We start from the raw sequence: 21,014 nt of genomic DNA, 5'->3' as shown, positions 1-21,014 counted from the left end.
AGTTCTGGACGCTCTGCGTCCGCTTTTGAGTATGCGGCGCGGCGCAGATTTGTGACGCGGAGCGTCACCCACGGCATCCCCACGCTGGAGCTTGAGGAACGATAGGCGTTCGGTAGAACACCTTGCGTCCGCTCTTGAACGGGTAGACCTGATCGGGTCAGTCCAGCTTCAGCACCTTGGCGAGTACGATTTTCGGGCCTTTCATCTTCTTGATGATGATGCGCAGGCCTTCGACTTCCATTTGCTCTTCTTCTTCCGGCACGCGCTTGAGTGTGTCGTAGATCAGACCGGCCAGTGTCTCGGCTTCGATGTGGTCCAGATCGATGCCCAGCAGACGCTCGATCTTGAACAAAGGCGTATCGCCCCGTACCAGCAGTTTGCCCGGCTGATACGCGAGAATGCCGCGCTCCACCTTGCGATGTTCGTCCTGGATGTCGCCCACCAGCACTTCAAGCACGTCCTCCATGGTCAGGTAGCCGACGATCTTGCCGTCGGCTTCCTCGACCACGGCGAAGTGCGCGCCGCCCTTGCGGAACTGCTCCAGCAGCTGCGAAAGCGGCATGTGTCGCGAAACACGCTCCAGCGGGCGAGTCAGTTCAGCCAGGTTGAACGACTCCGGGATATGGTCCAGTGCCGCCAGTTCCAGCAGCAGGTCCTTGATGTGCAGCAGGCCGACAAACTCGCCACGTTCAGCGTCATACAGCGGATAACGGCTGAATTTGTGGCGGCGGAACAAGGCGAGGATTTCCTTGAGCGGCGCGTTGAAGTCCAGCGACACCATGTCTTCGCGGGAGTTGGCCCAGTCGACCACTTCCAGCTCGCCCATTTCGACAGCAGACGCCAGCACGCGCATGCCCTGATCGCTGGGGTCCTGGCCACGGCTGGAGTGCAGAATCAGCTTCAGCTCATCGCGGCTGTAGCTGTGTTCGTGATGCGGACCGGGTTCACCCTGGCCAGCGATGCGCAAAATGGCGTTGGCGCTGGCATTGAGCAGGTAGATCGCCGGATACATCAACCAATAGAAGAAGTACAACGGGGCCGCTGTCCACAGCGACAGCAGTTCCGGTTTGCGGATCGCCCAGGATTTGGGGGCCAGCTCGCCGATGACAATGTGCAGATAGGAAATGATGAAGAACGCAGTGAAAAACGACACGCCCTTGATCAGCTCCGGAGTGTCGACGCCCAACGCTGCGAGCAACGGCTCCAGCAGATGCGCGAACGCAGGCTCGCCGACCCAGCCCAGGCCCAGGGAGGCGAGGGTGATACCCAGCTGGCAGGCTGAAAGGTAGGCATCCAGCTGGCCGTGTACCTTGCGCAGAATGTGCCCGCGCCAGCCGTTCTTGTCGGCAATGGCTTCAACCTTGGTCGAGCGCAGTTTGACCATGGCGAATTCTGCCGCAACGAAAAAGCCGTTGAGCAGGACCAGGAACAAAGCAAAAAGAATCATGCCGAAATCGGCGAAGAGTGAAGACAGGTTGAAACTAGGGGAAGGGTCCATGATGGGGTTTTGCAGGGTCCGTATTAACAGAAGAGGGTAATGTCACGCCAGAGAAGACGCTATGAGCCCGGCAATGTAGCGGCTCAAGGCGCGATTGCCTAGTAGTCTGAATCGTCGTTCAAGGGTTTGGACAATTGGCCGCTGGCAAAGTGACAGGTAAAAACACTGCCCTTGCCGAGAACACTGTTGATTTCAAGGTTGCCGCGATGGCGCAGCAGCACATGTTTGACAATGGCCAGACCAAGCCCTGTACCGCCGGTATTGGACGCGCGGCTGGTATCGACCCGGTAGAAACGTTCAGTCAGGCGCGGCAGGTGTTTGGTCTCGATGCCGATCCCCGAATCCTGCACGCTCAGGTGTGCGCCCCGCTCGTCGGCCCACCAGCGGATACGGATGACGCCTTCTGCCGGGGTGTACTTGACGGCGTTGAAGATCAGGTTGGAAAACGCGCTGCGCAGTTCGCTTTCGCTGCCCTTGAGGCGCATATCGCTTTCCAGGCTCAGGTGGATCTGCTGGTTCTTGCTGCCCGACAACGCGTTGGCATCGGCGGTGATGGTCTTGAGCAAGGTATTGACCACCACCGGATGATTGTCCGATGGGTAATCGGTGGCTTCGAGCTTGGCCAGCAACAGCAGGTCGTTGAGCAGCGTCTGCATGCGCCCGCCTTGCTGATGCATCTGTTGCAGCGCTCGCACCCAGCGCGGATTGACCTCGTCCACGTTATCGAGCAGGGTTTCCAGATAACCGAAGATCACCGTCAGCGGCGTGCGCAACTCATGAGACACGTTGGCGACGAAGTCCTTGCGCATCTGCTCCAGCTGATGGATACGCGTCACATCGCGCACCAGCATCAGGTGCTCATTGTTGCCGTAACGGGTAATCAACAACTGAATGCGCAAGCGATCATTGGTCGGTGAGGGAATCTCCAGCGGCTCGCTGTAGTCGCCCAGCGCAAAGTACTCCTTGAAGCGCGGATGCCGGACCAGATTGGTCACGGGCTGGCCACTGTCCTGCGGCGTCTTTAAACCCAGCAGGGTTTCAGCGGCACGGTTCCACCACTCCAGATTGCCGTCGCTGTCGAGCATGATTACGGCATCGCGCAGGGCGGCGGTGGATTCCTGTACCCGGTCGATGACCGCCTGGAGGCGTCCGCGGACACGCTGATCACGGCGTTGCAGGTGGTAGATGCTGTCGAACACTTCACCCCACAGACCATAACCGTCCGGAGGAGGCTCATCAGCCTTGTGACTGCTCAGCCAGTCATGCAGGCGCAGCAGTTGTTTGAGGGTCCAGGCCAGATACAGGCCCAGGCCGGTGGCCAGGCTCCAGCCATACTGTCCACTGATCAGGCCGACCAACAGGCAGGCGGTGACCAGCAACAACATGTGGCGTATCAAGGTGCCGTGCCAATTTTGATTCAATTAAGGGTAAATCCTTGTCTGGTCACTGCCCTGCGTCGACGCAACGCCTGTCAGCTCTTTGTCGAGAAGCGATAGCCAGTGCCGCGCACGGTTTGTACCAGATTTTCATACGCATCGCCCAAGGCCTTGCGCAGGCGGCGGATGTGCACATCGACCGTGCGCTCTTCGACGTAGACGTTGCCGCCCCAGACCTGGTCCAGCAACTGGCCGCGTGTGTAGGCGCGCTCCTGGTGGGTCATGAAGAACTGCAGCAGACGGTATTCGGTCGGGCCCATTTCGGCGGGTTTGCCGTCGATGGTGACACGGTGGCTGATCGGGTCGAGCAGCAGGCCGCCGACTTCGATGGGCGCTTCGCCGTCAGTCGGCCCGGCACGACGCAGCACGGCCTTGAGGCGTGCCACCAGCTCGCGTGGCGAGAAAGGCTTGGTGATGTAATCGTCAGCGCCGACTTCCAGGCCCTGGATCTTGTTGTCCTCTTCACCCTTGGCAGTGAGCATGATGATCGGGATATCCCCGGTCAGTTCATCACGTTTGAGGCGACGGGCCAGTTCGATGCCGGATGTGCCAGGCAGCATCCAGTCGAGCAAAATCAGGTCAGGTTTGCGGTCGACGATAATCGCATGGGCCTGCTGAGAGTTTTCGGCTTCAATACAGTCGTATCCAGCCATTTCCAACGCAACGGCGATCATTTCACGAATAGGCGCTTCGTCGTCAACGATCAGGATGCTCCTGCCAGCCATGCTCGAACCTCTTGTCATTTAACTGTCTTGGGGCGCATTAGATAACGGAATTATTGCAGTCGTGTGACAGGTGTGGGTGAGGCTAGCACGCCGACAGGTTTCGGGTGGTCGGCGGGCCTCGCGATCCTGGGTTTATTTCAGGCGGAAGGGGTCTGGTGGTGGCTGTTTTCAGCGCACCGCATAGTCGGCGACGATACCCACAAATATTGCCAGCCCTGCCCAGTGGTTGTGCAAAAAGGCCTTGAAGCAGGCGTCCCGCTCGCGCTGCCGGGTGCTCCAGAATTCCCAGGCAAAGCATCCTGCTGCCGCCAGCAGGCCTATGTAGAAGCACGCACCCAATTCAAAACGCGCACCGGCCAGCATCAGGCAACCGAGCGCCAGACCTTGCAGGGTCAGGATGATCACCCGGTCGGCATCGCCGAACAGTACGGCAGTGGATTTCACACCGATTTTCAGGTCATCGTCACGATCGACCATCGCGTAATAGGTGTCGTAGCCCACGGTCCATAGCAGGTTGGCGATGTACAGCAGCCAGGCCGCAACTGGCAGGTCGCCGGTTTCTGCGGTAAATGCCATCGGCATACCCCACGAAAACGCGGCACCCAGCACCACCTGTGGGTAATAGGTGTAGCGCTTCATGAATGGATAGCAGGCAGCCAGGGCGAGACCGCCGAACGACAGCCAGATCGTCGTCGCATTGGTAAACAGCACCAGCACAAAGCTCAGGCCGACCAGCACCGCAAACAGCACCAGCGCTTCCCGTGAGCTGACTTTGCCGCTGACCAGAGGACGCTGCTCGGTGCGTTTGACGTGGCCATCCACCTTGCGGTCGGCGAAGTCATTGATCACGCAGCCTGCCGCGCGCATCAGAAATACGCCGACCACGAAGATGAACACTGTCTTCAGCGACGGCGAGCCCTTGCCCGCAATCCAGACCGCCCAAAGGGTTGGCCACAACAGCAGGTAAATGCCTATGGGCTTGTCGATACGTGTCAGCTGGATAAAGTCCCAGGCGCGGGGGCTCAGACGATTGAGGGATTTGAGAAGGGACAGGTACATCAGACAGGGTCCTTGTCATGGATCGTATTGCACAGAGCGGGCAGGAATACTTCGGCGACCAGCACGCTCAACGCACCACGACTGAATCGCGAGCGGCGTGCCCATAGTCCGCAAGCTGCAACAGCGTCAGGCAGCCAGGCTTCCGGGTAATGACACACTTCGAGGGTGCCGCGCGCAAACGCAGGGTCGCTGAACAGCAACTCACCCAGCGAGCGAGTGCCCAGCTCATCCATATTCAGGCCACCGTCCTGCAAAGCGCTGCGGGCGGCGACACTGCGAGCGAATACCCAGTTGCTGTCATTACCGCGCAAGTACACCTCGCGCACCCAGCCTTCGCTGGCAAGTGGCAGGCCCAGCGCCAGACACTCATCACGGCGCAAAGCCTGCCAGCCTTCGAACTGCGGAAATACGCTGAAACCACCGTCAGACAAACGGTCCAGCCGGCGTGTGAGAGAGTCCTGATTGAACAACCAGTCGAGCATTATCGGTTCGGGCGCATCGATCAATTGCTCGCGCTTGAGCCAGATCGGGCTAATGAATGCGGGGGATTGCTGGGTCACGGTAAGCCAGTTCCGGCAGCCAACGAGGCCGCGAGCTTAGCATGATTGCAGGCCCCGACCGACCGCCGGTAGCGCGTGAGGTTATAGAATCGGACTTGCATCCGGGCGTGCCGATCAGTACAACGCCCGTTCAGACGGCAATCGACCGTCGTACGCTATTCAGCCTGATAAACGAGAGAACCGAACATGAAGAAGTGGCAGTGCATCGTCTGTGGCCTGATCTATAACGAAGCCGACGGCTGGCCGGATGACGGGATTGCGCCTGGTACGCTCTGGCAGGATGTGCCCGAAGACTGGCTGTGCCCGGATTGCGGTGTGGGCAAAATGGACTTCGAGATGATCGAAATCGGCTGATCACAGCCAGCAGAAAAGTAATGAATAGGGGAGAACAATGAGCGCACCTGTGGTCATCATCGGCACCGGCCTTGCGGGTTACAACCTCGCCCGAGAGTTTCGCAAACTGGACGCAGACACGCCGCTGCTATTGATCACGGCCGATGATGGCCGGTCCTATTCCAAACCGATGCTTTCCACCGGCTTTGGCAAAAACAAGGAAGCCGACGGGTTGAGCATGGCCGAGCCCGGTGCAATGGCCGATCAGCTCAAGGCTGAAATTCGCACACATACGCGGATCAGCGGGATCGATCCTGGCCACAAGCGTCTGTGGATCGGTGAAGAAGCGGTTCACTACCGCGATCTGGTGCTGGCCTGGGGGGCTGAAACCATCCGCGTACCGGTGGAAGGTGACGCAGGCGATGCGATTTTCCCGATCAACGACCTTCAGGACTACGCCCGTTTTCGAGCGGCTGCGGCGGGGAAGCGTCGGGTTCTGATTCTGGGGGCCGGGCTTATTGGCTGCGAGTTTGCCAACGACCTGATTCTGGGCGGCTATGAAGTGGATCTGGTGGCGCCGTGCGAGCAGGTCATGCCAACCCTGTTGCCACCTGCCGCTGCGGCTGCGGTAAAGACCGGCCTTGAAAGCCTGGGTGCACGTTTCCACCTCGGCCCGGTGCTGACCCGCCTGAATCGCAGTGCTGAGGGCCTGCAAGCGCACTTGTCGGACGGGCAGGTGATTGACTGCGACCTGGTGGTTTCGGCCATTGGCCTGCGCCCACGCATCGATCTGGCCGCTGCCGCGGGCTTGCAGACGGGGCGCGGTATTCTGGTGGATCGCCAGCTGCAAACCTCCCACGCCAATATCCATGCGTTGGGCGACTGCGCTGAAGTCGATGGCCTCAACCTGCTCTACGTCATGCCGTTGATGAGTTGCGCTCGGGCGTTGGCCCAGACGCTGGCCGGAACACCAACTGCCGTAAAATATGGCCCCATGCCGATCACGGTAAAGACGCCAGCCTGCCCGCTGGTGGTTTCGCCACCACCGCGTGGTACTGATGGCCGCTGGAGTGTCGAGGGGCAGGGGGCTGATATCAAGGCGCTGTGTCATGACGCGGACGGTAATCTGCTCGGCTATGCGCTGACCGGTGCGGCTGTTATGGAAAAACTCGCACTGAACAAGGTTTTACCTGCGTTATTGGCATGATTTCGCGTCATTTTGTCGGATAGGCCACGTATTTTTGCCAATAAACCCCGCCTGCGCACTGGCGCGGGTCGGTTCGGCATGCCATCCTCGGTCTTGTCTGCCGCTACGTAGAGCCGTCGCGGCGCCTTGTTGCCGTTTTTTTACAAAGCGGCGCGGGACATAAAAACAAAAAACCGTAAAAGAGGCTTCATATGCGTAAACCAGAAGTTGCAGCCGCCATTGCTGAAAAGGCGGATCTCACCAAAGAACAATCCAATCGTGTTCTCAATGCCATCCTTGAAGAAATTACTGGCGCACTGCACCGCAAGGACAGTGTCACGCTGGTAGGCTTCGGTACTTTTCTGCAACGCCATCGCGGTGCCCGGACTGGCAAGAACCCACAGACCGGGGAGCCGGTTAAAATCAAGGCAAGCAACACAGTTGCCTTCAAACCGGGGAAAGCCCTGAAAGACAGCGTCAACCCTTGACACCCTGTTGTGCGCCTCGGCGGGAGGCGGGCAACTCACAGGCGGGCATACCAATCAGACTGGGTGCCCGCTTTTTGTTTGTGTCGTTTGTACCGCCGATGATTCGTAGAAACGCTCAGTGAGAATTGTCCTACTCAATTTCGTATGAATGCCTTCTCAAACCCCGGCTTTGCCTGACTTTTTCTTATTGCTGATTCCCTTAGAGTCCCGCCCTTGCTGCACCCCTTCAATTACTCTTGGGAAATCTCGAATGAAAAAGCTATGGAAGTTTGCTGCTGTTGCAACGCTGATCGCCGCTACCAGCGGCTGCGTGAGCTACAACGTCAGCCAGCCAAGCGCACCGCTGGAAGGCACGGTCAAAACCGACCTCAAGGCGGACGTCAAGGTAGGCGGTACCATCAGCGGCGAGTCGTCCACCAATGTGTTGTTCAATTTCCTGAGTTTCGGCGGCGATAACGAGTTCGCCGATGGCGTGACCTACGGTGGTGCAAGTGGCGGTGGCGGCCTGGGTCTGGCGCTGCCTGATCCTGTCTCGACGACCAAAGCGGCAGCCGCCTTCAAGGCGGTTAAATCCTCCGGTGCCGATCTGATCGTCGCGCCGCGTTATGAAGTCAGCATCAAGGACTACTTCATCTTCAAGAAGGTTGATGTAAAGGTCACCGGCAGCAAAGGCAACATCAACAGCATTCGTTAATGCTGTCGTGATGCTGCTTCCCACGCGAAGCAGCATCCTCGCGTTCAACAAGAGTTTTGTTCCGATCTCCCTCGAAATTCATCTTGTCCTACAGGTTTTGGGCCGATAAACCGCTACACTGCCACGCCGATCCCGATCACCGGATTCAGTGCGTACAGAGGCCGAGCATGAAGTTTCGTTTTCTATTGTGGATGCTGGGCCTGCTGATGGCCCGCGCCAGCCGTAACAACCCCGCCTTCCAGCAGCAGTTGGCTGGCAAGGACCTGACATTCCAGTTACAGACCGCAGATGGCAAAATCGCACGTCACTTCGTGGTGCACGATCAGCGCATTCGCAGTGCCAGCGGTGTGGTTGCAGAGCCAGCCTTTGCCATCTCGTTTCGTGATGCCGCGTTTGGTTTTGCCACCCTGCAGGCGAAGAACAAGCAGCTGGCGTTCATGAAGGGTATTCAGGACAAGGACATTCAGATCAAGGGCAACCCGGCCCTGGTGATCTGGTTCCAGGGCCTGGTCAAATACCTCAAGCCGAAAAAGAAGGCCGCCTGATCACGGCAGTTGCAGCCCGCCTGCTGCCTTGTGCAGCGCCCGAAGGTGCTCGGACACCTGTTTGAGGTTGGCTTCGTTGGCGGCAATTTCCTTGGCGCGTTCAGGCTCCAGCAGGGCGCGCACTTCCTTGTCGAGATCGCCGGTCAGACGCTTGAGCTGCTTCTGGCGTTGACTGCTTTCTGCTTCAAGCCGCTGCCATTCTCCCGCCTGTGGCAAACCGTACCCGCTGCTGCCGAGCAGCTCGGCTGGCCGGCTGAGGAAGCCGCTGCTGGCGAGGATCTCCTGTAGCGTTTTGGTGGCATTGGAGACCTTGCCGTCTTTCACTTCGCGTGCACCGAGATAGCTCTGTTTCACTTCGTCCTGGGCCAGCAGCAGTTGCCTGCGCAGGCTGGCCTGCTCCAGCAGCAGAATCGCAGCACTGGTACGCAGATCGGCTTTGTCGAACCACTGACTGCGCTCACTGGCTGGCAGGGCCATCCATTCTTCCACGGTGTTCTGCTTGATCGGCAGGTGCTTCTTCAAAACCTCGAACATGGCTTGATAGCGGTCACGGTAGGAATCGAACCGGTAGCCCAGTCGCAATGCTTCCTTCGGGTCATCCAGCACACTGGTATCGGCCAGCCCTCGGCCTTTGAGGACTTCAAGCAGTCCGTTGGGCAAAATGCTGTCCAGGCCGAGGAGCTTGGGATTGTGCGTACCGGCGCGCAGCAGTTTGAGGTTTTCAACGGCGCAGTTGTTCGAGAGGAAGTAGTAATTGCCGTCGTAGCTCCAGTGCATCTCGGCAGCGTGCTGAACCAGCCCTTCGATTTCCGGGCGCGACAGCTTGATTGGCACGGAGGCCAGGCTGCGCAGTTCGGTCTTGGTGTATTCATCGATGACCTGCGCCAGCGGCAAGACGAACAACCGTGACGGGTAGGCACCCATCAGGCCGTCCCAGCTCGATAGCTGTACATCGCCGACGAATGCCCGATAAGACAGGACCAGATGCTGGTCAAGGTCCAGGCGGCAGTCCGGCCCGCGAGGACGACCGGGTTTGCAGATCACAAGGCGCAACATGCTGTGGCCCCAGCGGCTCGCCCAGTTCTGATTCGCCTCGGCGAGCAGATAATCCACCGCGTAGACCCGCTCAGGGTCCAGCTTGCCCAGCGGCTCCCGGCCAAAGTCGCTACCGGCATTCAGATAAGGGTAGTACGTGGGGCACTCATCCCGTGCTGCGGGTGCCCAGCCAAAGCGCTCTTTGTAATACGCATACAGCGCCGGGCGACGGCAGGCGTAGGCCGGGTCGAGGAGGAAATACTCCATGTTCACGGCCACGAATTCCAGCGGGCTGGTGGTTTCGTAGATATCCGGGCTGCGGGCAACCTGGCCGTTATGTTCTTCGCGTTCGCCGCGACGTCCGACGTACTGCTGCCAGCCCGCCAGGTCCAGCAGGCGAGGGTCGTCACTGAGGGTAAAGCGTCGCTCGGTCTGACCTCGGCAATTGTCGGGCAGGCCGATCTTGCCCAGTGAGCTGTTGCGCGACCCGCAGCGGAAGATAGCCGAGCGCTCGGCAGGCGACCACAGGCGAGCGCGGTCGTATACGTGGGTCAGCTCATGCAGGACGGTGGCGAGCAACTCCTGGCGCACCGTTCCGTGTGGACGGCCTGTCTGGGCGGTGGCTGCCGAACCGTCGGTCAACGAGGCCAGCAAGTGGCTGTTGAGATATAACTGATAAGGGCCGGCTGCCTGACCGTAGGCGTTTTGCGGCATGTCACTGGACCAGCTTACTTCGACGGTTCGGTCCAGTGCTTCGACGAAGCTGGGCGGCAGCGCGTGCATGGCTTCGTCGAGCAGCGTCTGGCTGGCTTGTTGTTGCGGCGCATCGAGGCCGTCAGTGTGCAGTTCCAGCTTCAGGCTGGCAAAGGCATGCGTCCCGACCAGCGACAGCGCGCCAGCAAGCAGCCAGGCGCGAAATCGCCTCACAATGCGAGGATTGCTTCAGCCAGGGTCTGATCGCTTGCGCCGCGTGCTTCCGGTACGCGGGTGCGCAGCGTATCGAAGGCAGCATCCAGCTGGGCACCGTGGATGTCACCGCCGCTGGCAACGTAACTGGCGGCGTCGTCCTTGGCCTGGAGCACGACTTTGGAGTCGCGAATCGATGTGGTGGTGTCCGAGGTGAAATCAATGGTACGGCCAAACGCGCGAACGATGATGTTGCTCGTGGCCACAACGGTCTGAGCCTGAGCAAAGTCGGCCAGCAATAACAGGCCAAGGGAAGCAGCAATCAGCGGGGTACGCATGTAGTGACGTCTCCAGTTACGCAAAGAGGGGAAAGTGGCTATTGGACGAGGATTGCCTGCGCCAGTTCAAGGTCGCTGACACGAAGTTTTGCATCTGCCTGACGCAGGGCGTGCAGCGCGGCCTCAAGCCGGGCACAGCGTATCTCTCCGTCGCTGGCGATGAACGCAGCCGCGTCGTCTCGGGCAGCCACGATGAGCTTGTTATCAAAAGGTGCTGTTGTGACCTGACTGGTGACATAGCCGGTCTTGACCAGACCTTGCGTGGTCGTATCGAACGCTTGAACCTGACTGATACACATCAGGCTGGCAATGGGTGCGATAAACAGAAGGTGCAGTAAACGCATGACTTTCACGAACCGGCAAAACAGGTAGCAAGGCTAGCGCAATGCTCTGGCCAGAGCTACCCCGGCACGCGGCCGGGGCGCGACAGTCAGATGGCCAGAATGGCCTGGGCCAGTTGGCTGTCGGTCGCTTGCAATTCAGGCAGAACCTGACGGATGTGCTGCAGCGCGCCTTCGAGGCGGGCGCTACGGATGTCGCCAGAACTGGCCACGAAGCTGGCGGCATCGTCACGGGCGGCCAGAACGATCTTGTCGTCTTTCAGGGAAGAGGAAACGTTGGACGTGGCACGCGTCGATGCATTGACCGCATCCACCACTGCGTCAGTGGTCACGATAAAGCTGGAGGCGTTGGCACCTGCAGCAGCAGTCAACAGGAAGGCAGCGCCGAGGGTACGTAGCAGAGACATGATCGAGTTCCATTGTGGGCAAAAGGGCACAGGCTGCCTGCGAAGCCGAAGGGCCGAGGTAGAGCGCTAGACTATCCCACCGATAGCGCGCTTGTCATGGCAGTCGATGGCTGCAGCTTGCACAGTTTGCATTATTTGGTAACTGTACTTGCAGATTTTGAATTATTTGAAACTGTACTGTTGATGGCAATCCGTTGAATCCCTGCCCGAAAACGACAAAACCCGTCTCGGTTGCCTGAGACGGGTCTTGTATGAAGCAATTCGGGTTGCTGGTGAGAGACTTGAAGGTCTGGGACCAGCGAGCGCTGATTTAGCGCCAGAACGGCTTGCTCAGCTCTTCGTAACGCTGGGATTCGCTGATACCGGCGTCAGCCAGCAGGCGTGCATCCAGACGAGCCAGTTGATGGCGGCTGGACAGACGACGCTGCCAGAGCATCAGGTTGGCGAATACGCGCAGAGGCAAAGAAGCTTTTGCAGTGGTAACGGTGCTTTCGCTGAACAGATCGGAACTGATTGTACGTTCCATGGTGTGACTTCCTTCCGCTTGTGGCGGGATAAGTGAGTTGCTTGACTGGTGCCCATTTTCCTCGGACGCGTCCAGCTTCGATAGACACAGTTCACTTGTATTGTGAGGGTTCAGTTAACTGTGATCGGGCACTGTTTTGTTCATAAATGGGGCAACTGTACCGGTCAGCACCATATGAGTGCATTTTGTGATCGATTATGGTGATTTTGGCGATTTGAGGCAGTTTTATGACCGGTACAGCAGTACAGTTTTTAAAGAAGCCGTTGAGTGCGAGCAGGAAGTGAGTCGGGAAAGGTCTCGTTCACTTCCAACTGTCCTGTTCAGCCCGGCAGCATGCGCCCGGTTTCTTCCAGGTTGATGTGCCAACTCAGTGCTTCACGCAGGATGTGCGGGGTATGGCCGCCCAGCACGCAAGCAGCACTGAAATAGGCGTTCAGCGCGTCGCGGTAATCCGGGTGTACGCAGTTGTCGATGATGACCCGCGCGCGTTCGCGCGGGGCCAGGCCGCGCAGATCTGCCAGGCCCTGCTCGGTGACCAGAATGTCGACGTCATGCTCGGTGTGGTCGACATGACTGACCATCGGCACAACGCTGGAAATCGCGCCGGCCTTGGCAATCGATTTGGTGACGAATATCGCCAGGTGCGCATTGCGCGAGAAATCTCCCGAGCCGCCAATGCCGTTCATCATGCGCGTCCCGCACACGTGGGTAGAGTTCACGTTGCCATACAGGTCGAATTCCAGCGCAGTGTTGATGCCGATGATGCCCAGGCGGCGGATCACCTCGGGGTGATTGGAGATCTCCTGGGGTCGCAATACCAGCCTGGACTTGTAGCGGTTGAAGTCGGCAAAGACTTCCGCGTGTTTGGCCGCCGACAACGTCATGGAGCTGCCTGAAGCAAAGGTCAGTTTGCCCGCGTCGAACAGGTCGAATGTCGAGTCCTGCAGCACCTCGGAGTACATGGTCAGGTCAGTGAAGGGGGATGCCAGCAGGCCGTGCATCACGGCGTTGGCGATGTTGCCGATACCCGCTTGCAGTGGCATCAGCTTGTCGGTAAGCCGGTCTTCGCGCACTTCCTTCTTGAAGAACTCCACCAGATGGTTGGCGATGGCCTGCGTATCCGCGTCAGGTGGGGTGACGGTGGACGGTGAATCTGGTTGATTACTGATGACAATGCCGACGATCTTCGCCGGGTCGATCTTCACTGCATGGCTACCGATGCGAGAGTCTGCTTCCAGCACCGGAATCGGCAGGCGCGTCGGCCGGTAGCTGGGTATATAGATGTCGTGCAGGCCTTCCAGCTCCAGCGGCTGCGACAGGTTGATTTCCACGATCACCTGCTTGGCCAGAATCGCGAAGCTGGCCGAGTTGCCGACGGAGGTACTGAGCACCAGATGGCCTTCCTCGGTGATCGCAACACATTCGATCACCGCCAGGTCCACCGCCTTGATCTGCCGGTTGCGCAGCATCTCGACGGTATCGGACAAGTGCTGATCGATGAACATCACCGTGCCGTTGTTGATCGCCTTGCGCAGTGTGCTGTCGACCTGAAAGGGCATGCGCCGGGACAGCACGCCGGACTCGGTCAATTGCTTGTCCAGGTCATTGCCCAGGCTGGCACCGGTCATCAGGCTGATTTTCAGCGGTGTCACTTTGGCGCGCTCGGCCAGCGCATGGGGCACGGCCTTGGCTTCGCCTGCGCGGGTGAAGCCACTCATGCCGACGGTCATGCCGTCTTCAATCAAGGCGGCAGCGTCGGCTGCGCTCATAACCTTGCTCATCAGGGAGGGCAGGCGGATACGGTCACGGTACATGAATTCTGTCTCGTAGATAGAAGCGAGCGACAAGTCTAGAGCGTTGAACGGGGTTCGTCCTGCTACCAAGGTCGCATTTGAGGGCTCTAATTGGCGGCTTTCAGCGCAAAACACTGTTACGCGAAATGTAAAAAGCCCCGGTCGCCAAGCGAGCCGGGGCTTTAATGAGGCAGGGTCAGGCTAGGCGTTTTCGACGGCCTTCACCATGTCCTCGATCACCTTTTTGGCATCTCCGAACACCATCATGGTTTTATCCAGATAGAACAGCTCGTTATCCAGACCTGCGTAACCGCTGGCCATCGAGCGTTTGTTGACGATGATGGTCTTGGCCTTGAATGCCTCCAGAATCGGCATCCCGGCAATGGGCGATTTCGGATCGTTCTTGGCGGCCGGGTTGACCACGTCGTTGGCACCGAGCACCAGCACCACATCGGCCTGGCCGAACTCGGAGTTGATGTCGTCCATCTCGAACACCTGATCGTAAGGCACTTCGGCTTCGGCCAGCAGTACGTTCATGTGCCCCGGCATGCGCCCGGCCACCGGGTGAATCGCATACTTCACCGTGACGCCACGGTGCACCAGCTTCTCCGTCAGTTCCTTGAGTGCATGCTGCGCGCGCGCGACTGCCAGCCCGTAACCCGGCACGATGATCACGGTGTCGGCATTGGTCAGCAGGAACGTGGCATCGTCTGCCGAGCCGGATTTCACCGGGCGGGCTTCCTTGCTGCCAGCCGGTCCTGCCGAATCCGTTGCGCCGCCGAAGCCACCGCCAATTACATTGAAGAACGAGCGGTTCATCGCCTTGCACATGATGTAAGACAGAATCGCGCCCGAGGAGCCGACCAGCGATCCCGCGATAATCAGCATCGAGTTGTTCAGCGAAAAGCCGATGCCGGCCGCTGCCCAGCCTGAATAGCTGTTGAGCATCGAGACCACTACAGGCATGTCGGCACCGCCAATCGGGATGATCAGCAGCACACCGATCACGAACGCCAGCGCGAGCATGATCGCAAAGGCAGTAAGGCTGCCGGTGAACATGAAGGTCAGACCAAAGAACAGTGTGGCCAGACCGAGCGCCAGGTTGAGTTTGTGCTGCCCGGCAAACTGTACCGGTGCGCCTTGAAACAGACGGAATTTGTATTTGCCCGACAGTTTGCCAAAAGCGATTACCGAACCGGAAAAGGTGATCGCGCCGATGGCCGCTCCGAGGAACAGCTCCAGACGATTGCCCGCGGGAATGGCATCGCCGAGATGACCAACGATGCCCAGTGACTGAGGCTCGACTACAGCGGCGATGGCGATGAATACCGCTGCCAGGCCGATCATGCTGTGCATGAATGCGACCAGCTCAGGCATTTTGGTCATTTCGACGCGCTTGGCCATGATCGAGCCAGCGGTCCCGCCCACCAACAGGCCGACCACAATGTAGCCAATGCCGGCACTGGTACCTGCAGCGGTAGACAGTGCAGCCAGTTTGAACACCAGCCCGATTGTGGTGATGACCGCCAGACCCATGCCAAGCATGCCGAACAGATTGCCGCGGCGTGAAGTGGTGGGGTGTGACAAGCCTTTGAGTGCCTGGATAAAGCAGATCGACGCGATCAGATACAGCAGAGTGACCAGATTCATGCTCATGACTTCGGCGCCTCATCCTTTGCCTTGGGGGCCTTTTTCCTGAACATCTCCAGCATCCGCCGAGTGACCAGAAAGCCGCCAAACACATTCACCGCTGCCAGTGCGACAGCCAGCGTGCCCATGGTTTTGCCCAGCGGTGTGACCGTCAGGGCGGCGGCGAGCATCGCACCAACGATGACAATGGCGGAGATAGCGTTGGTAACGGCCATGAGCGGCGTGTGCAGCGCGGGCGTGACGTTCCAGACCACGTGGTAGCCGACATAGATTGCCAGTACGAAAATGATCAGGTTGTAGACGCCGGGGGAAATCAGCTCTTCCATTGGTGTGTCCTCAGCCGTTCTTGCGCACGACTTGCCCGTCGCGGCACATCAGGCATGCGGCGACGATGTCGTCTTCGAGGTTGATCGAGAATGTGCCGTCCTTGTCGAACAGCAGCTTCATGAAGTCCAGCAGGTTGCGGGCATAGAGTGCAGAAGCATCGGCTGCGACCAGCGCTGGCAGGTTGGTGTGGCCGACGATGGTCACACCGTGCTCGACGACGACTTGATCGGCCACAGTCAGTGGGCAATTGCCACCTTGTGCGGCGGCCAGGTCGATGACCACCGAGCCGGGCTTCATCTGCGCCACGGTTTCGGCGCTGAGCAGCACCGGTGCCTTGCGGCCGGGGATCAGGGCGGTAGTAATAACGATGTCCGCCAGCCTGGCCCGCTCGTGAACGGCTGCGGCCTGGCGTTGCATCCAGCTGGCAGGCATCGGGCGGGCGTAACCGCCAACGCCTTCGGCGCATTCACGCTCTTCTTCGGTCTCGTAGGGCACATCAATGAACTTGGCACCCAGCGACTCGATCTGCTCCTTCACTGCCGGACGCACATCCGAGGCCTCAACCACGGCACCCAGCCGTTTGGCGGTGGCGATGGCCTGCAGGCCCGCGACGCCTGCGCCCAGGATCAGCACCCGTGCGGCTTTTACGGTGCCGGCAGCGGTCATCAGCATGGGCATGAAGCGCGGGTAGTGATGTGCGGCGAGCAGCACGGCTTTATAGCCTGCGATATTGGCTTGCGAAGAAAGCACATCAAGGCTCTGCGCGCGGGAAGTGCGCGGCGCGGCTTCCAGGGCGAACGCGGTGATGCCCTGTGCGGCCATCTTGCCGATGAGTTCATTGTTGAAGGGGTTGAGCATGCCGATGACCACCGAGCCGCTCTTGATCAGGCTCAGCTCATTGTCATCGGGCGCTACAACCTTGAGGATCAACTCGCCCGCAAACGCTTCGGTTGCGCTCCCAATCACAGCGCCTGCAGCTTCGTAAGCGCTGTCCGGAACACTGGCCTGAATGCCTGCGCCGCTCTGCACGGTAATCCTGTGCCCTTGGCTGATCAGCTTTTTGATAGTTTCCGGGGTAGCAGCTACCCGGGTTTCGCCCGCTTGCGTTTCGAGAGGAACACCAATGTGCACGACAAATCTCCTGCGCGATTTTTTATCGTTCGTGTGTAGGCCAGTGCACTACGGCTGGTGCATCTGGCATGGCCAGGCAGCACGCCCCTTTCCAGCAGGGGCGGGGCATTTTGCAGGTGAAGTTTGCGGGCTTCAATATATTCTGTAACGAAACTATAGATGAACTACAAGTCACACTGTGACCTATTGTCGCAGTAATTGAATGCAGGCCATTGCCTGTATGGGTTTTGGCGCTATTCCGCACAAAAAATGGTGATTAATATTTTTTGCTCGAAAATCTCGCATATTTGCCAAATAAGGCAAAAGACCCTGTAATTATTAGGCGTTAAGTCGTTTTTTGCGCTGAGCGAAAAGTTGTTGCAAGGCGACATAAGCTTATATCTGTAGGTGTCGACTACTACTTACTACCTGAAGTGCTGCTCAGGCCTGGTCCTGAGGGAGCTGGTAATTCCGGGCCTGAGCGACCAGCCAGTCGCGAAATGCGCTGAGTGATGCCGACTCCACTTTGCGCTCGGGAATCATCAGGTGATAGGCCTTACTGCCAGGCAGCGAACAGGCGTTGGCGATCACCAGGCGCTTTTCATGCAGTTCGTGCTGAATAAGGAAGGGCGGGATCAGTGCCACACCCATGTCGTGCATGGCCGCCTGCGCGAGCATCGAAAACAGCTCGTAGCGAGGGCCGGTCATGTCGCGGGCCACATCCATGCCCTGCGCGTTGAACCATTGCCGCCACGCATAGGGGCGCGTGGTTTGTTGAAGCAGCGGCAGCTCGGCGAGCTCGCTTGCTTGCAGACGGTCTCGCCCGTTCAGGAAGGAGGGGCTGCAGACCGGCATGGAGTTTTCACCCATCAGCCGATGCGACTGGGTGCCGGACCAGTCGGCGTCGCCGAAATAAATAGCAGCATCGAAGTCGGTGTCAGCAAACAGAAAGGGGCGCGTGCGGTTGGTCAGGTGAACCGTGACATCGGGGTGCTTGTGCTGGAAGTCTTTCAAGCGCGGCAGCAGCCATTGAGTGCCGAACGTCGGCACCACGGCGAGTTCGATGGCGTTGGCGCCTTGTTGGCCCATGACCGACAGGGTGTCGCGCTCGACTGCGTCCAGTTGTTGGGCCACGCGACGACTATAGGAAAGCCCGGCTTCCGTGAGCTTTACGCCCCTTCGAGAGCGCCGGAACAGCTCAACGCCGAGAAACTCCTCAAGCCCGCCAATCTGTCGGCACACCGCGCCTTGTGTCAGGGACAGCTCATGAGCGGCCTTGGTAAAGCTTTCGTGTCGGGCGGCAGCTTCGAAACTTACCAGTGCAGTGGTGCTGGGTATTTTGCGTCTCATATCCTTTCTTCTCACTGGTCTTTTTGTTATGCGGGCCTGAAGCGGCTCTTGGAGTGAGAAATTAGCACAACAGGTTGATAAAACCTCGTTTGTCGCCGGGGGACGCCAGGACTAGGATCATTACAGGATTTTTCAGCTGAACGTGAGGAACAGGCATGAGCGGTAAAGCAAGTTTTAACTGGATCGACCCATTGCTGCTGGATCAACAGCTTACTGAAGAAGAGCGCATGGTTCGCGACACTGCCGAGCAGTTCGCCCAGAGCAAGCTGGCCCCGCGTGTGCTGGAAGCGTTCCGTCACGAGAAAACCGACCCGGACATCTTTCGCGAGATGGGCGAAGTGGGCTTGCTGGGAGCAACGATTCCGGAAGCGTTTGGCGGCAGCGGCCTGAATTACGTCTGTTATGGGCTGATCGCCCGTGAAGTCGAGCGTATCGATTCAGGCTATCGATCAATGATGAGTGTGCAGTCCTCACTGGTCATGGTGCCAATCAATGAATTCGGTACGCAGGCCCAGAAAGAGAAATACCTGCCCAGGCTGGCCTCGGGCGAATGGATTGGCTGCTTTGGCCTGACCGAGCCCAACCATGGTTCAGACCCAGGGGCGATGATTACTCGTGCCCGAAGTGTCGAGGGTGGTTATCGCTTGAGCGGTAGCAAGATGTGGATCACCAACAGCCCGATCGCGGATGTGTTTGTGGTGTGGGCCAAGGACGATGCCGGCGATATCCGCGGCTTCGTTCTCGAAAAAGGCTGGGCAGGTCTGAGCGCCCCGGCTATTCATGGCAAGGTCGGTTTGCGTGCGTCGATCACTGGCGAGATCGTCATGGATAACGTGTTCGTGCCTGAAGAAAACATCTTCCCGGACGTACGCGGTTTGAAAGGTCCGTTCACCTGTCTCAATTCTGCGCGCTACGGTATCTCCTGGGGCGCGCTGGGTGCGGCGGAGTTCTGCTGGCACACCGCACGGCAATACACCCTCGACCGCCAACAGTTTGGGCGTCCGCTGGCGGCCAATCAGCTGATCCAGAAAAAGCTGGCGGACATGCAGACTGAAATCACTCTGGCGCTGCAAGGCTGCCTGCGTTTGGGGCGCATGAAGGACGAAGGTACGGCGGCGGTAGAGATAACCTCGATCATGAAGCGCAATTCCTGCGGCAAGTCGCTGGATATAGCGCGCATGGCTCGCGACATGCTGGGCGGTAACGGTATCTCGGACGAGTTCGGCATCGCCAGGCACTTGGTCAATCTGGAAGTGGTGAATACCTACGAAGGTACGCACGATGTGCATGCGTTGATTCTCGGGCGTGCGCAGACCGGCATTCAGGCCTTCTATTAAGGAGGGCTGATCATGGGGGCGCTTTCACATATCCGGGTGCTCGACTTGTCGAGGGTCCTGGCCGGGCCTTGGGCCGGGCAGATCCTCGCTGACCTGGGGGCTGACGTCATCAAGGTCGAGCGACCAGGATGTGGCGATGACACTCGTTCGTGGGGGCCGCCGTTTCTTCAGGATGCGGCCGGTCAGAACACCACCGAGGCGGCTTACTACCTGTCGGCCAATCGCAACAAGCAGTCAATCACCATCGACTTCACGCGGCCGGAAGGGCAGAAGCTGGTACGGGAGCTGGCGGCGAAGTCGGATATTGTCATCGAGAACTTCAAGGTCGGTGGGTTGGCGTCTTATGGGCTGGATTACGAATCGCTCAAGGCTGTTAATCCTCGCCTGATCTATTGCTCCATTACCGGTTTCGGTCAGAGCGGGCCGTATGCGACGCGCCCGGGTTACGACTTCATGATCCAGGCACTTGGCGGCCTGATGAGCCTTACCGGTCTGCCGGAGGGGGAGGAGGGCGCGGGCCCGGTGAAGGTTGGCGTTGCGCTGACCGACATTCTTACAGGTCTGTATTCGACAACGGCCATTCTCGCCGCCCTGGCTCATCGCGATCAAAGCAATACAGGGCAATACATTGATATGGCACTGCTCGACGTGCAGGTGGCGTGTCTGGCCAATCAGGCCATGAACTACCTGACCACGGGCGTGGCGCCCAGGCGCTTGGGTAATGCTCATCCCAATATAGTGCCGTATCAGGCTTTTCCTACAGCAGATGGCGACCTGATCCTTACTGTGGGGAATGACAGCCAGTTCAGAAGGTTTGCCGAAGTGGCGGGGCAGCCACAGTGGGCTGATGATTCGCGCTTCCTGACCAACAAACTGCGCGTGGCTCATCGCGCTGAGCTGATTCCGCTGATTCGTCAGGCTACGGTGTTCAAGACCACTGCTCAGTGGGTTGACGAGCTTGAGGCGGCTGGCGTGCCGTGCGGCCCGGTCAATGACCTTGCTCAAGTGTTTGCGGATCCACAGGTTATAGCGCGCGGGCTCGCTATAGAGATGCCGCACGCGCTGGGCGGGCGCGTTCCGCAGGTCGCCAGCCCGATAAGGCTATCGGAAACGCCAGTCGAATATCGAAGGGCGCCTCCTTTGTTGGGCGAGCACACGGCGCAAGTCCTTCAAGAGCTATTGGGGCTTGAGGGTGAGGCGGTTGCCTTGCTGCGCAAGTCAGGGGTCGTGTAGCTATATAGAAGAAAGCGTTTGTGAAGGGCTTTTCTATATAGCTACAGGACCTTAACGGTTAATTTCGGTGTTTTTGAAATTAACGGTTGACGCCCTCTGTGATCTGTCTATAATTCGCCCCACTTCCGGCGCAGACG

22 protein-coding genes are annotated in these 21,014 nt (G+C 58.8%); 7 read left to right on the top strand and 15 right to left on the bottom strand.

Annotation, left to right across the window (positions count from 1 at the left end; genetic code table 11):
* Nucleotides 1-157 precede the first annotated feature (157 nt).
* The 5 genes from RYC17_RS17275 to RYC17_RS17255 all read right to left on the bottom strand — a co-directional run bounded on the left by RYC17_RS17275 (nucleotide 158) and on the right by RYC17_RS17255 (nucleotide 5,278).
* Nucleotides 158-1,498 carry a hemolysin family protein gene (locus RYC17_RS17275; RefSeq protein WP_002555884.1) on the bottom strand — a complete coding sequence of 447 codons (1,341 nt, stop codon included), beginning with the start codon at nucleotides 1,496-1,498 and terminating at the stop codon, nucleotides 158-160.
* Nucleotides 1,499-1,596: 98 nt separating this feature from the next.
* Nucleotides 1,597-2,919 (bottom strand): phosphate regulon sensor histidine kinase PhoR, encoded by a 1,323-nt coding sequence (gene phoR / locus RYC17_RS17270; RefSeq protein ID WP_058402174.1) that lies wholly within the window; start codon nucleotides 2,917-2,919, stop codon nucleotides 1,597-1,599.
* Between the two features lie 50 nt (nucleotides 2,920-2,969).
* On the bottom strand, nucleotides 2,970-3,659 hold the full coding sequence (phoB, locus tag RYC17_RS17265) for a phosphate regulon transcriptional regulator PhoB (RefSeq protein ID WP_002555882.1): 690 nt from the start codon (nucleotides 3,657-3,659) through the stop codon (nucleotides 2,970-2,972).
* A 168-nt stretch (nucleotides 3,660-3,827) separates the two neighbouring features.
* Nucleotides 3,828-4,718, bottom strand: coding sequence for a 4-hydroxybenzoate octaprenyltransferase (ubiA, locus tag RYC17_RS17260; RefSeq protein WP_316903856.1), 891 nt, complete (start codon nucleotides 4,716-4,718; stop codon nucleotides 3,828-3,830).
* The gene (locus RYC17_RS17255; RefSeq protein ID WP_316903854.1) at nucleotides 4,718-5,278 is read right to left on the bottom strand and encodes a chorismate--pyruvate lyase family protein; all 561 of its coding nucleotides are present in this window, start codon (nucleotides 5,276-5,278) and stop codon (nucleotides 4,718-4,720) included. The genes ubiA and RYC17_RS17255 overlap by 1 nt, the downstream gene beginning before the upstream one ends.
* Before the next feature lie 186 nt (nucleotides 5,279-5,464).
* On the opposite strand from RYC17_RS17255, the gene RYC17_RS17250 reads away from it, so the two are divergent.
* The 5 genes from RYC17_RS17250 to RYC17_RS17230 all read left to right on the top strand — a co-directional run bounded on the left by RYC17_RS17250 (nucleotide 5,465) and on the right by RYC17_RS17230 (nucleotide 8,524).
* Nucleotides 5,465-5,632, top strand: coding sequence for a rubredoxin (locus RYC17_RS17250; RefSeq protein ID WP_002555879.1), 168 nt, complete (start codon nucleotides 5,465-5,467; stop codon nucleotides 5,630-5,632).
* Between the two features lie 37 nt (nucleotides 5,633-5,669).
* Complete coding sequence (locus RYC17_RS17245; RefSeq protein WP_058402177.1) at nucleotides 5,670-6,818, top strand: NAD(P)/FAD-dependent oxidoreductase; 1,149 nt, start codon at nucleotides 5,670-5,672, stop codon at nucleotides 6,816-6,818.
* A gap of 191 nt (nucleotides 6,819-7,009) precedes the next feature.
* Nucleotides 7,010-7,285, top strand: a complete 276-nt coding sequence (locus RYC17_RS17240; protein ID WP_002555877.1) for an HU family DNA-binding protein — start codon at nucleotides 7,010-7,012, stop codon at nucleotides 7,283-7,285.
* 250 nt (nucleotides 7,286-7,535) lie between these two features.
* Complete coding sequence (locus RYC17_RS17235; RefSeq protein ID WP_005744874.1) at nucleotides 7,536-7,979, top strand: hypothetical protein; 444 nt, start codon at nucleotides 7,536-7,538, stop codon at nucleotides 7,977-7,979.
* A gap of 167 nt (nucleotides 7,980-8,146) precedes the next feature.
* Complete coding sequence (locus RYC17_RS17230; RefSeq protein WP_058402178.1) at nucleotides 8,147-8,524, top strand: SCP2 sterol-binding domain-containing protein; 378 nt, start codon at nucleotides 8,147-8,149, stop codon at nucleotides 8,522-8,524.
* Here RYC17_RS17230 and RYC17_RS17225 read toward each other — a convergent pair whose 3' ends face one another.
* The 10 genes from RYC17_RS17225 to RYC17_RS17180 form a co-directional block, all read right to left on the bottom strand.
* Entirely contained in the window at nucleotides 8,525-10,486 is a 1,962-nt protein-coding gene (locus RYC17_RS17225; RefSeq protein ID WP_316903852.1) for a DUF4105 domain-containing protein, read from the bottom strand.
* Nucleotides 10,483-10,803: a DUF2388 domain-containing protein gene (locus RYC17_RS17220; RefSeq protein ID WP_002555873.1), complete on the bottom strand. Its 321-nt coding sequence runs from the start codon at nucleotides 10,801-10,803 to the stop codon at nucleotides 10,483-10,485. The genes RYC17_RS17225 and RYC17_RS17220 overlap by 4 nt, the downstream gene beginning before the upstream one ends.
* Before the next feature lie 38 nt (nucleotides 10,804-10,841).
* Complete coding sequence (locus RYC17_RS17215; RefSeq protein ID WP_058428167.1) at nucleotides 10,842-11,147, bottom strand: DUF2388 domain-containing protein; 306 nt, start codon at nucleotides 11,145-11,147, stop codon at nucleotides 10,842-10,844.
* Nucleotides 11,148-11,233: 86 nt separating this feature from the next.
* On the bottom strand, nucleotides 11,234-11,551 hold the full coding sequence (locus RYC17_RS17210) for a DUF2388 domain-containing protein (protein ID WP_054097022.1): 318 nt from the start codon (nucleotides 11,549-11,551) through the stop codon (nucleotides 11,234-11,236).
* A 310-nt stretch (nucleotides 11,552-11,861) separates the two neighbouring features.
* Nucleotides 11,862-12,077, bottom strand: a complete 216-nt coding sequence (locus RYC17_RS17205) for a DUF1127 domain-containing protein (protein ID WP_002555870.1) — start codon at nucleotides 12,075-12,077, stop codon at nucleotides 11,862-11,864.
* Between the two features lie 320 nt (nucleotides 12,078-12,397).
* Nucleotides 12,398-13,891 (bottom strand): acetyl-CoA hydrolase/transferase family protein, encoded by a 1,494-nt coding sequence (locus RYC17_RS17200; RefSeq protein ID WP_058409441.1) that lies wholly within the window; start codon nucleotides 13,889-13,891, stop codon nucleotides 12,398-12,400.
* A 180-nt stretch (nucleotides 13,892-14,071) separates the two neighbouring features.
* The gene (locus tag RYC17_RS17195) at nucleotides 14,072-15,526 is read right to left on the bottom strand and encodes an NAD(P)(+) transhydrogenase (Re/Si-specific) subunit beta (protein WP_316903850.1); all 1,455 of its coding nucleotides are present in this window, start codon (nucleotides 15,524-15,526) and stop codon (nucleotides 14,072-14,074) included.
* Entirely contained in the window at nucleotides 15,523-15,846 is a 324-nt protein-coding gene (locus RYC17_RS17190; protein WP_002555867.1) for an NAD(P) transhydrogenase subunit alpha, read from the bottom strand. The genes RYC17_RS17195 and RYC17_RS17190 overlap by 4 nt, the downstream gene beginning before the upstream one ends.
* A 10-nt stretch (nucleotides 15,847-15,856) precedes the next feature.
* Nucleotides 15,857-16,978 carry a Re/Si-specific NAD(P)(+) transhydrogenase subunit alpha gene (locus tag RYC17_RS17185; RefSeq protein WP_122280161.1) on the bottom strand — a complete coding sequence of 374 codons (1,122 nt, stop codon included), beginning with the start codon at nucleotides 16,976-16,978 and terminating at the stop codon, nucleotides 15,857-15,859.
* A 420-nt stretch (nucleotides 16,979-17,398) separates the two neighbouring features.
* Nucleotides 17,399-18,307 carry a LysR family transcriptional regulator gene (locus RYC17_RS17180; RefSeq protein ID WP_122280162.1) on the bottom strand — a complete coding sequence of 303 codons (909 nt, stop codon included), beginning with the start codon at nucleotides 18,305-18,307 and terminating at the stop codon, nucleotides 17,399-17,401.
* 155 nt (nucleotides 18,308-18,462) lie between these two features.
* Between RYC17_RS17180 and RYC17_RS17175 the strand changes: the two genes are divergently transcribed.
* Nucleotides 18,463-19,644, top strand: coding sequence for an acyl-CoA dehydrogenase (locus tag RYC17_RS17175; protein WP_316903847.1), 1,182 nt, complete (start codon nucleotides 18,463-18,465; stop codon nucleotides 19,642-19,644).
* A gap of 9 nt (nucleotides 19,645-19,653) precedes the next feature.
* Nucleotides 19,654-20,877 carry a CaiB/BaiF CoA-transferase family protein gene (locus RYC17_RS17170; RefSeq protein WP_316903926.1) on the top strand — a complete coding sequence of 408 codons (1,224 nt, stop codon included), beginning with the start codon at nucleotides 19,654-19,656 and terminating at the stop codon, nucleotides 20,875-20,877.
* Nucleotides 20,878-21,014 lie beyond the last annotated feature (137 nt).

It is taken from the genome of Pseudomonas syringae group sp. J248-6, assembly GCF_032586995.1.
GTDB lineage: Bacteria > Pseudomonadota > Gammaproteobacteria > Pseudomonadales > Pseudomonadaceae > Aquipseudomonas > Aquipseudomonas amygdali.
The sequence above is the reverse complement of the archived record's forward strand: the minus strand, read 5'-3'. Positions and strand labels throughout refer to the sequence as shown.

What these genes read in the sequence shown, in the direction of transcription:
- RYC17_RS17275 (WP_002555884.1), bottom strand. Translation starts at nt 1,498, where the DNA reads ATGGACCCTTCCCCTAGTTTCAACCTGTCTTCACTCTTCGCCGATTTC.
- phoB (WP_002555882.1), bottom strand. Translation starts at nt 3,659, where the DNA reads ATGGCTGGCAGGAGCATCCTGATCGTTGACGACGAAGCGCCTATTCGT.
- ubiA (WP_316903856.1), bottom strand. Translation starts at nt 4,718, where the DNA reads ATGTACCTGTCCCTTCTCAAATCCCTCAATCGTCTGAGCCCCCGCGCC.
- RYC17_RS17250 (WP_002555879.1), top strand. Translation starts at nt 5,465, where the DNA reads ATGAAGAAGTGGCAGTGCATCGTCTGTGGCCTGATCTATAACGAAGCC.
- RYC17_RS17245 (WP_058402177.1), top strand. Translation starts at nt 5,670, where the DNA reads ATGAGCGCACCTGTGGTCATCATCGGCACCGGCCTTGCGGGTTACAAC.
- RYC17_RS17240 (WP_002555877.1), top strand. Translation starts at nt 7,010, where the DNA reads ATGCGTAAACCAGAAGTTGCAGCCGCCATTGCTGAAAAGGCGGATCTC.
- RYC17_RS17235 (WP_005744874.1), top strand. Translation starts at nt 7,536, where the DNA reads ATGAAAAAGCTATGGAAGTTTGCTGCTGTTGCAACGCTGATCGCCGCT.
- RYC17_RS17230 (WP_058402178.1), top strand. Translation starts at nt 8,147, where the DNA reads ATGAAGTTTCGTTTTCTATTGTGGATGCTGGGCCTGCTGATGGCCCGC.
- RYC17_RS17220 (WP_002555873.1), bottom strand. Translation starts at nt 10,803, where the DNA reads ATGCGTACCCCGCTGATTGCTGCTTCCCTTGGCCTGTTATTGCTGGCC.
- RYC17_RS17215 (WP_058428167.1), bottom strand. Translation starts at nt 11,147, where the DNA reads ATGCGTTTACTGCACCTTCTGTTTATCGCACCCATTGCCAGCCTGATG.
- RYC17_RS17210 (WP_054097022.1), bottom strand. Translation starts at nt 11,551, where the DNA reads ATGTCTCTGCTACGTACCCTCGGCGCTGCCTTCCTGTTGACTGCTGCT.
- RYC17_RS17205 (WP_002555870.1), bottom strand. Translation starts at nt 12,077, where the DNA reads ATGGAACGTACAATCAGTTCCGATCTGTTCAGCGAAAGCACCGTTACC.
- RYC17_RS17200 (WP_058409441.1), bottom strand. Translation starts at nt 13,891, where the DNA reads ATGTACCGTGACCGTATCCGCCTGCCCTCCCTGATGAGCAAGGTTATG.
- RYC17_RS17195 (WP_316903850.1), bottom strand. Translation starts at nt 15,526, where the DNA reads ATGAGCATGAATCTGGTCACTCTGCTGTATCTGATCGCGTCGATCTGC.
- RYC17_RS17190 (WP_002555867.1), bottom strand. Translation starts at nt 15,846, where the DNA reads ATGGAAGAGCTGATTTCCCCCGGCGTCTACAACCTGATCATTTTCGTA.
- RYC17_RS17180 (WP_122280162.1), bottom strand. Translation starts at nt 18,307, where the DNA reads ATGAGACGCAAAATACCCAGCACCACTGCACTGGTAAGTTTCGAAGCT.
- RYC17_RS17175 (WP_316903847.1), top strand. Translation starts at nt 18,463, where the DNA reads ATGAGCGGTAAAGCAAGTTTTAACTGGATCGACCCATTGCTGCTGGAT.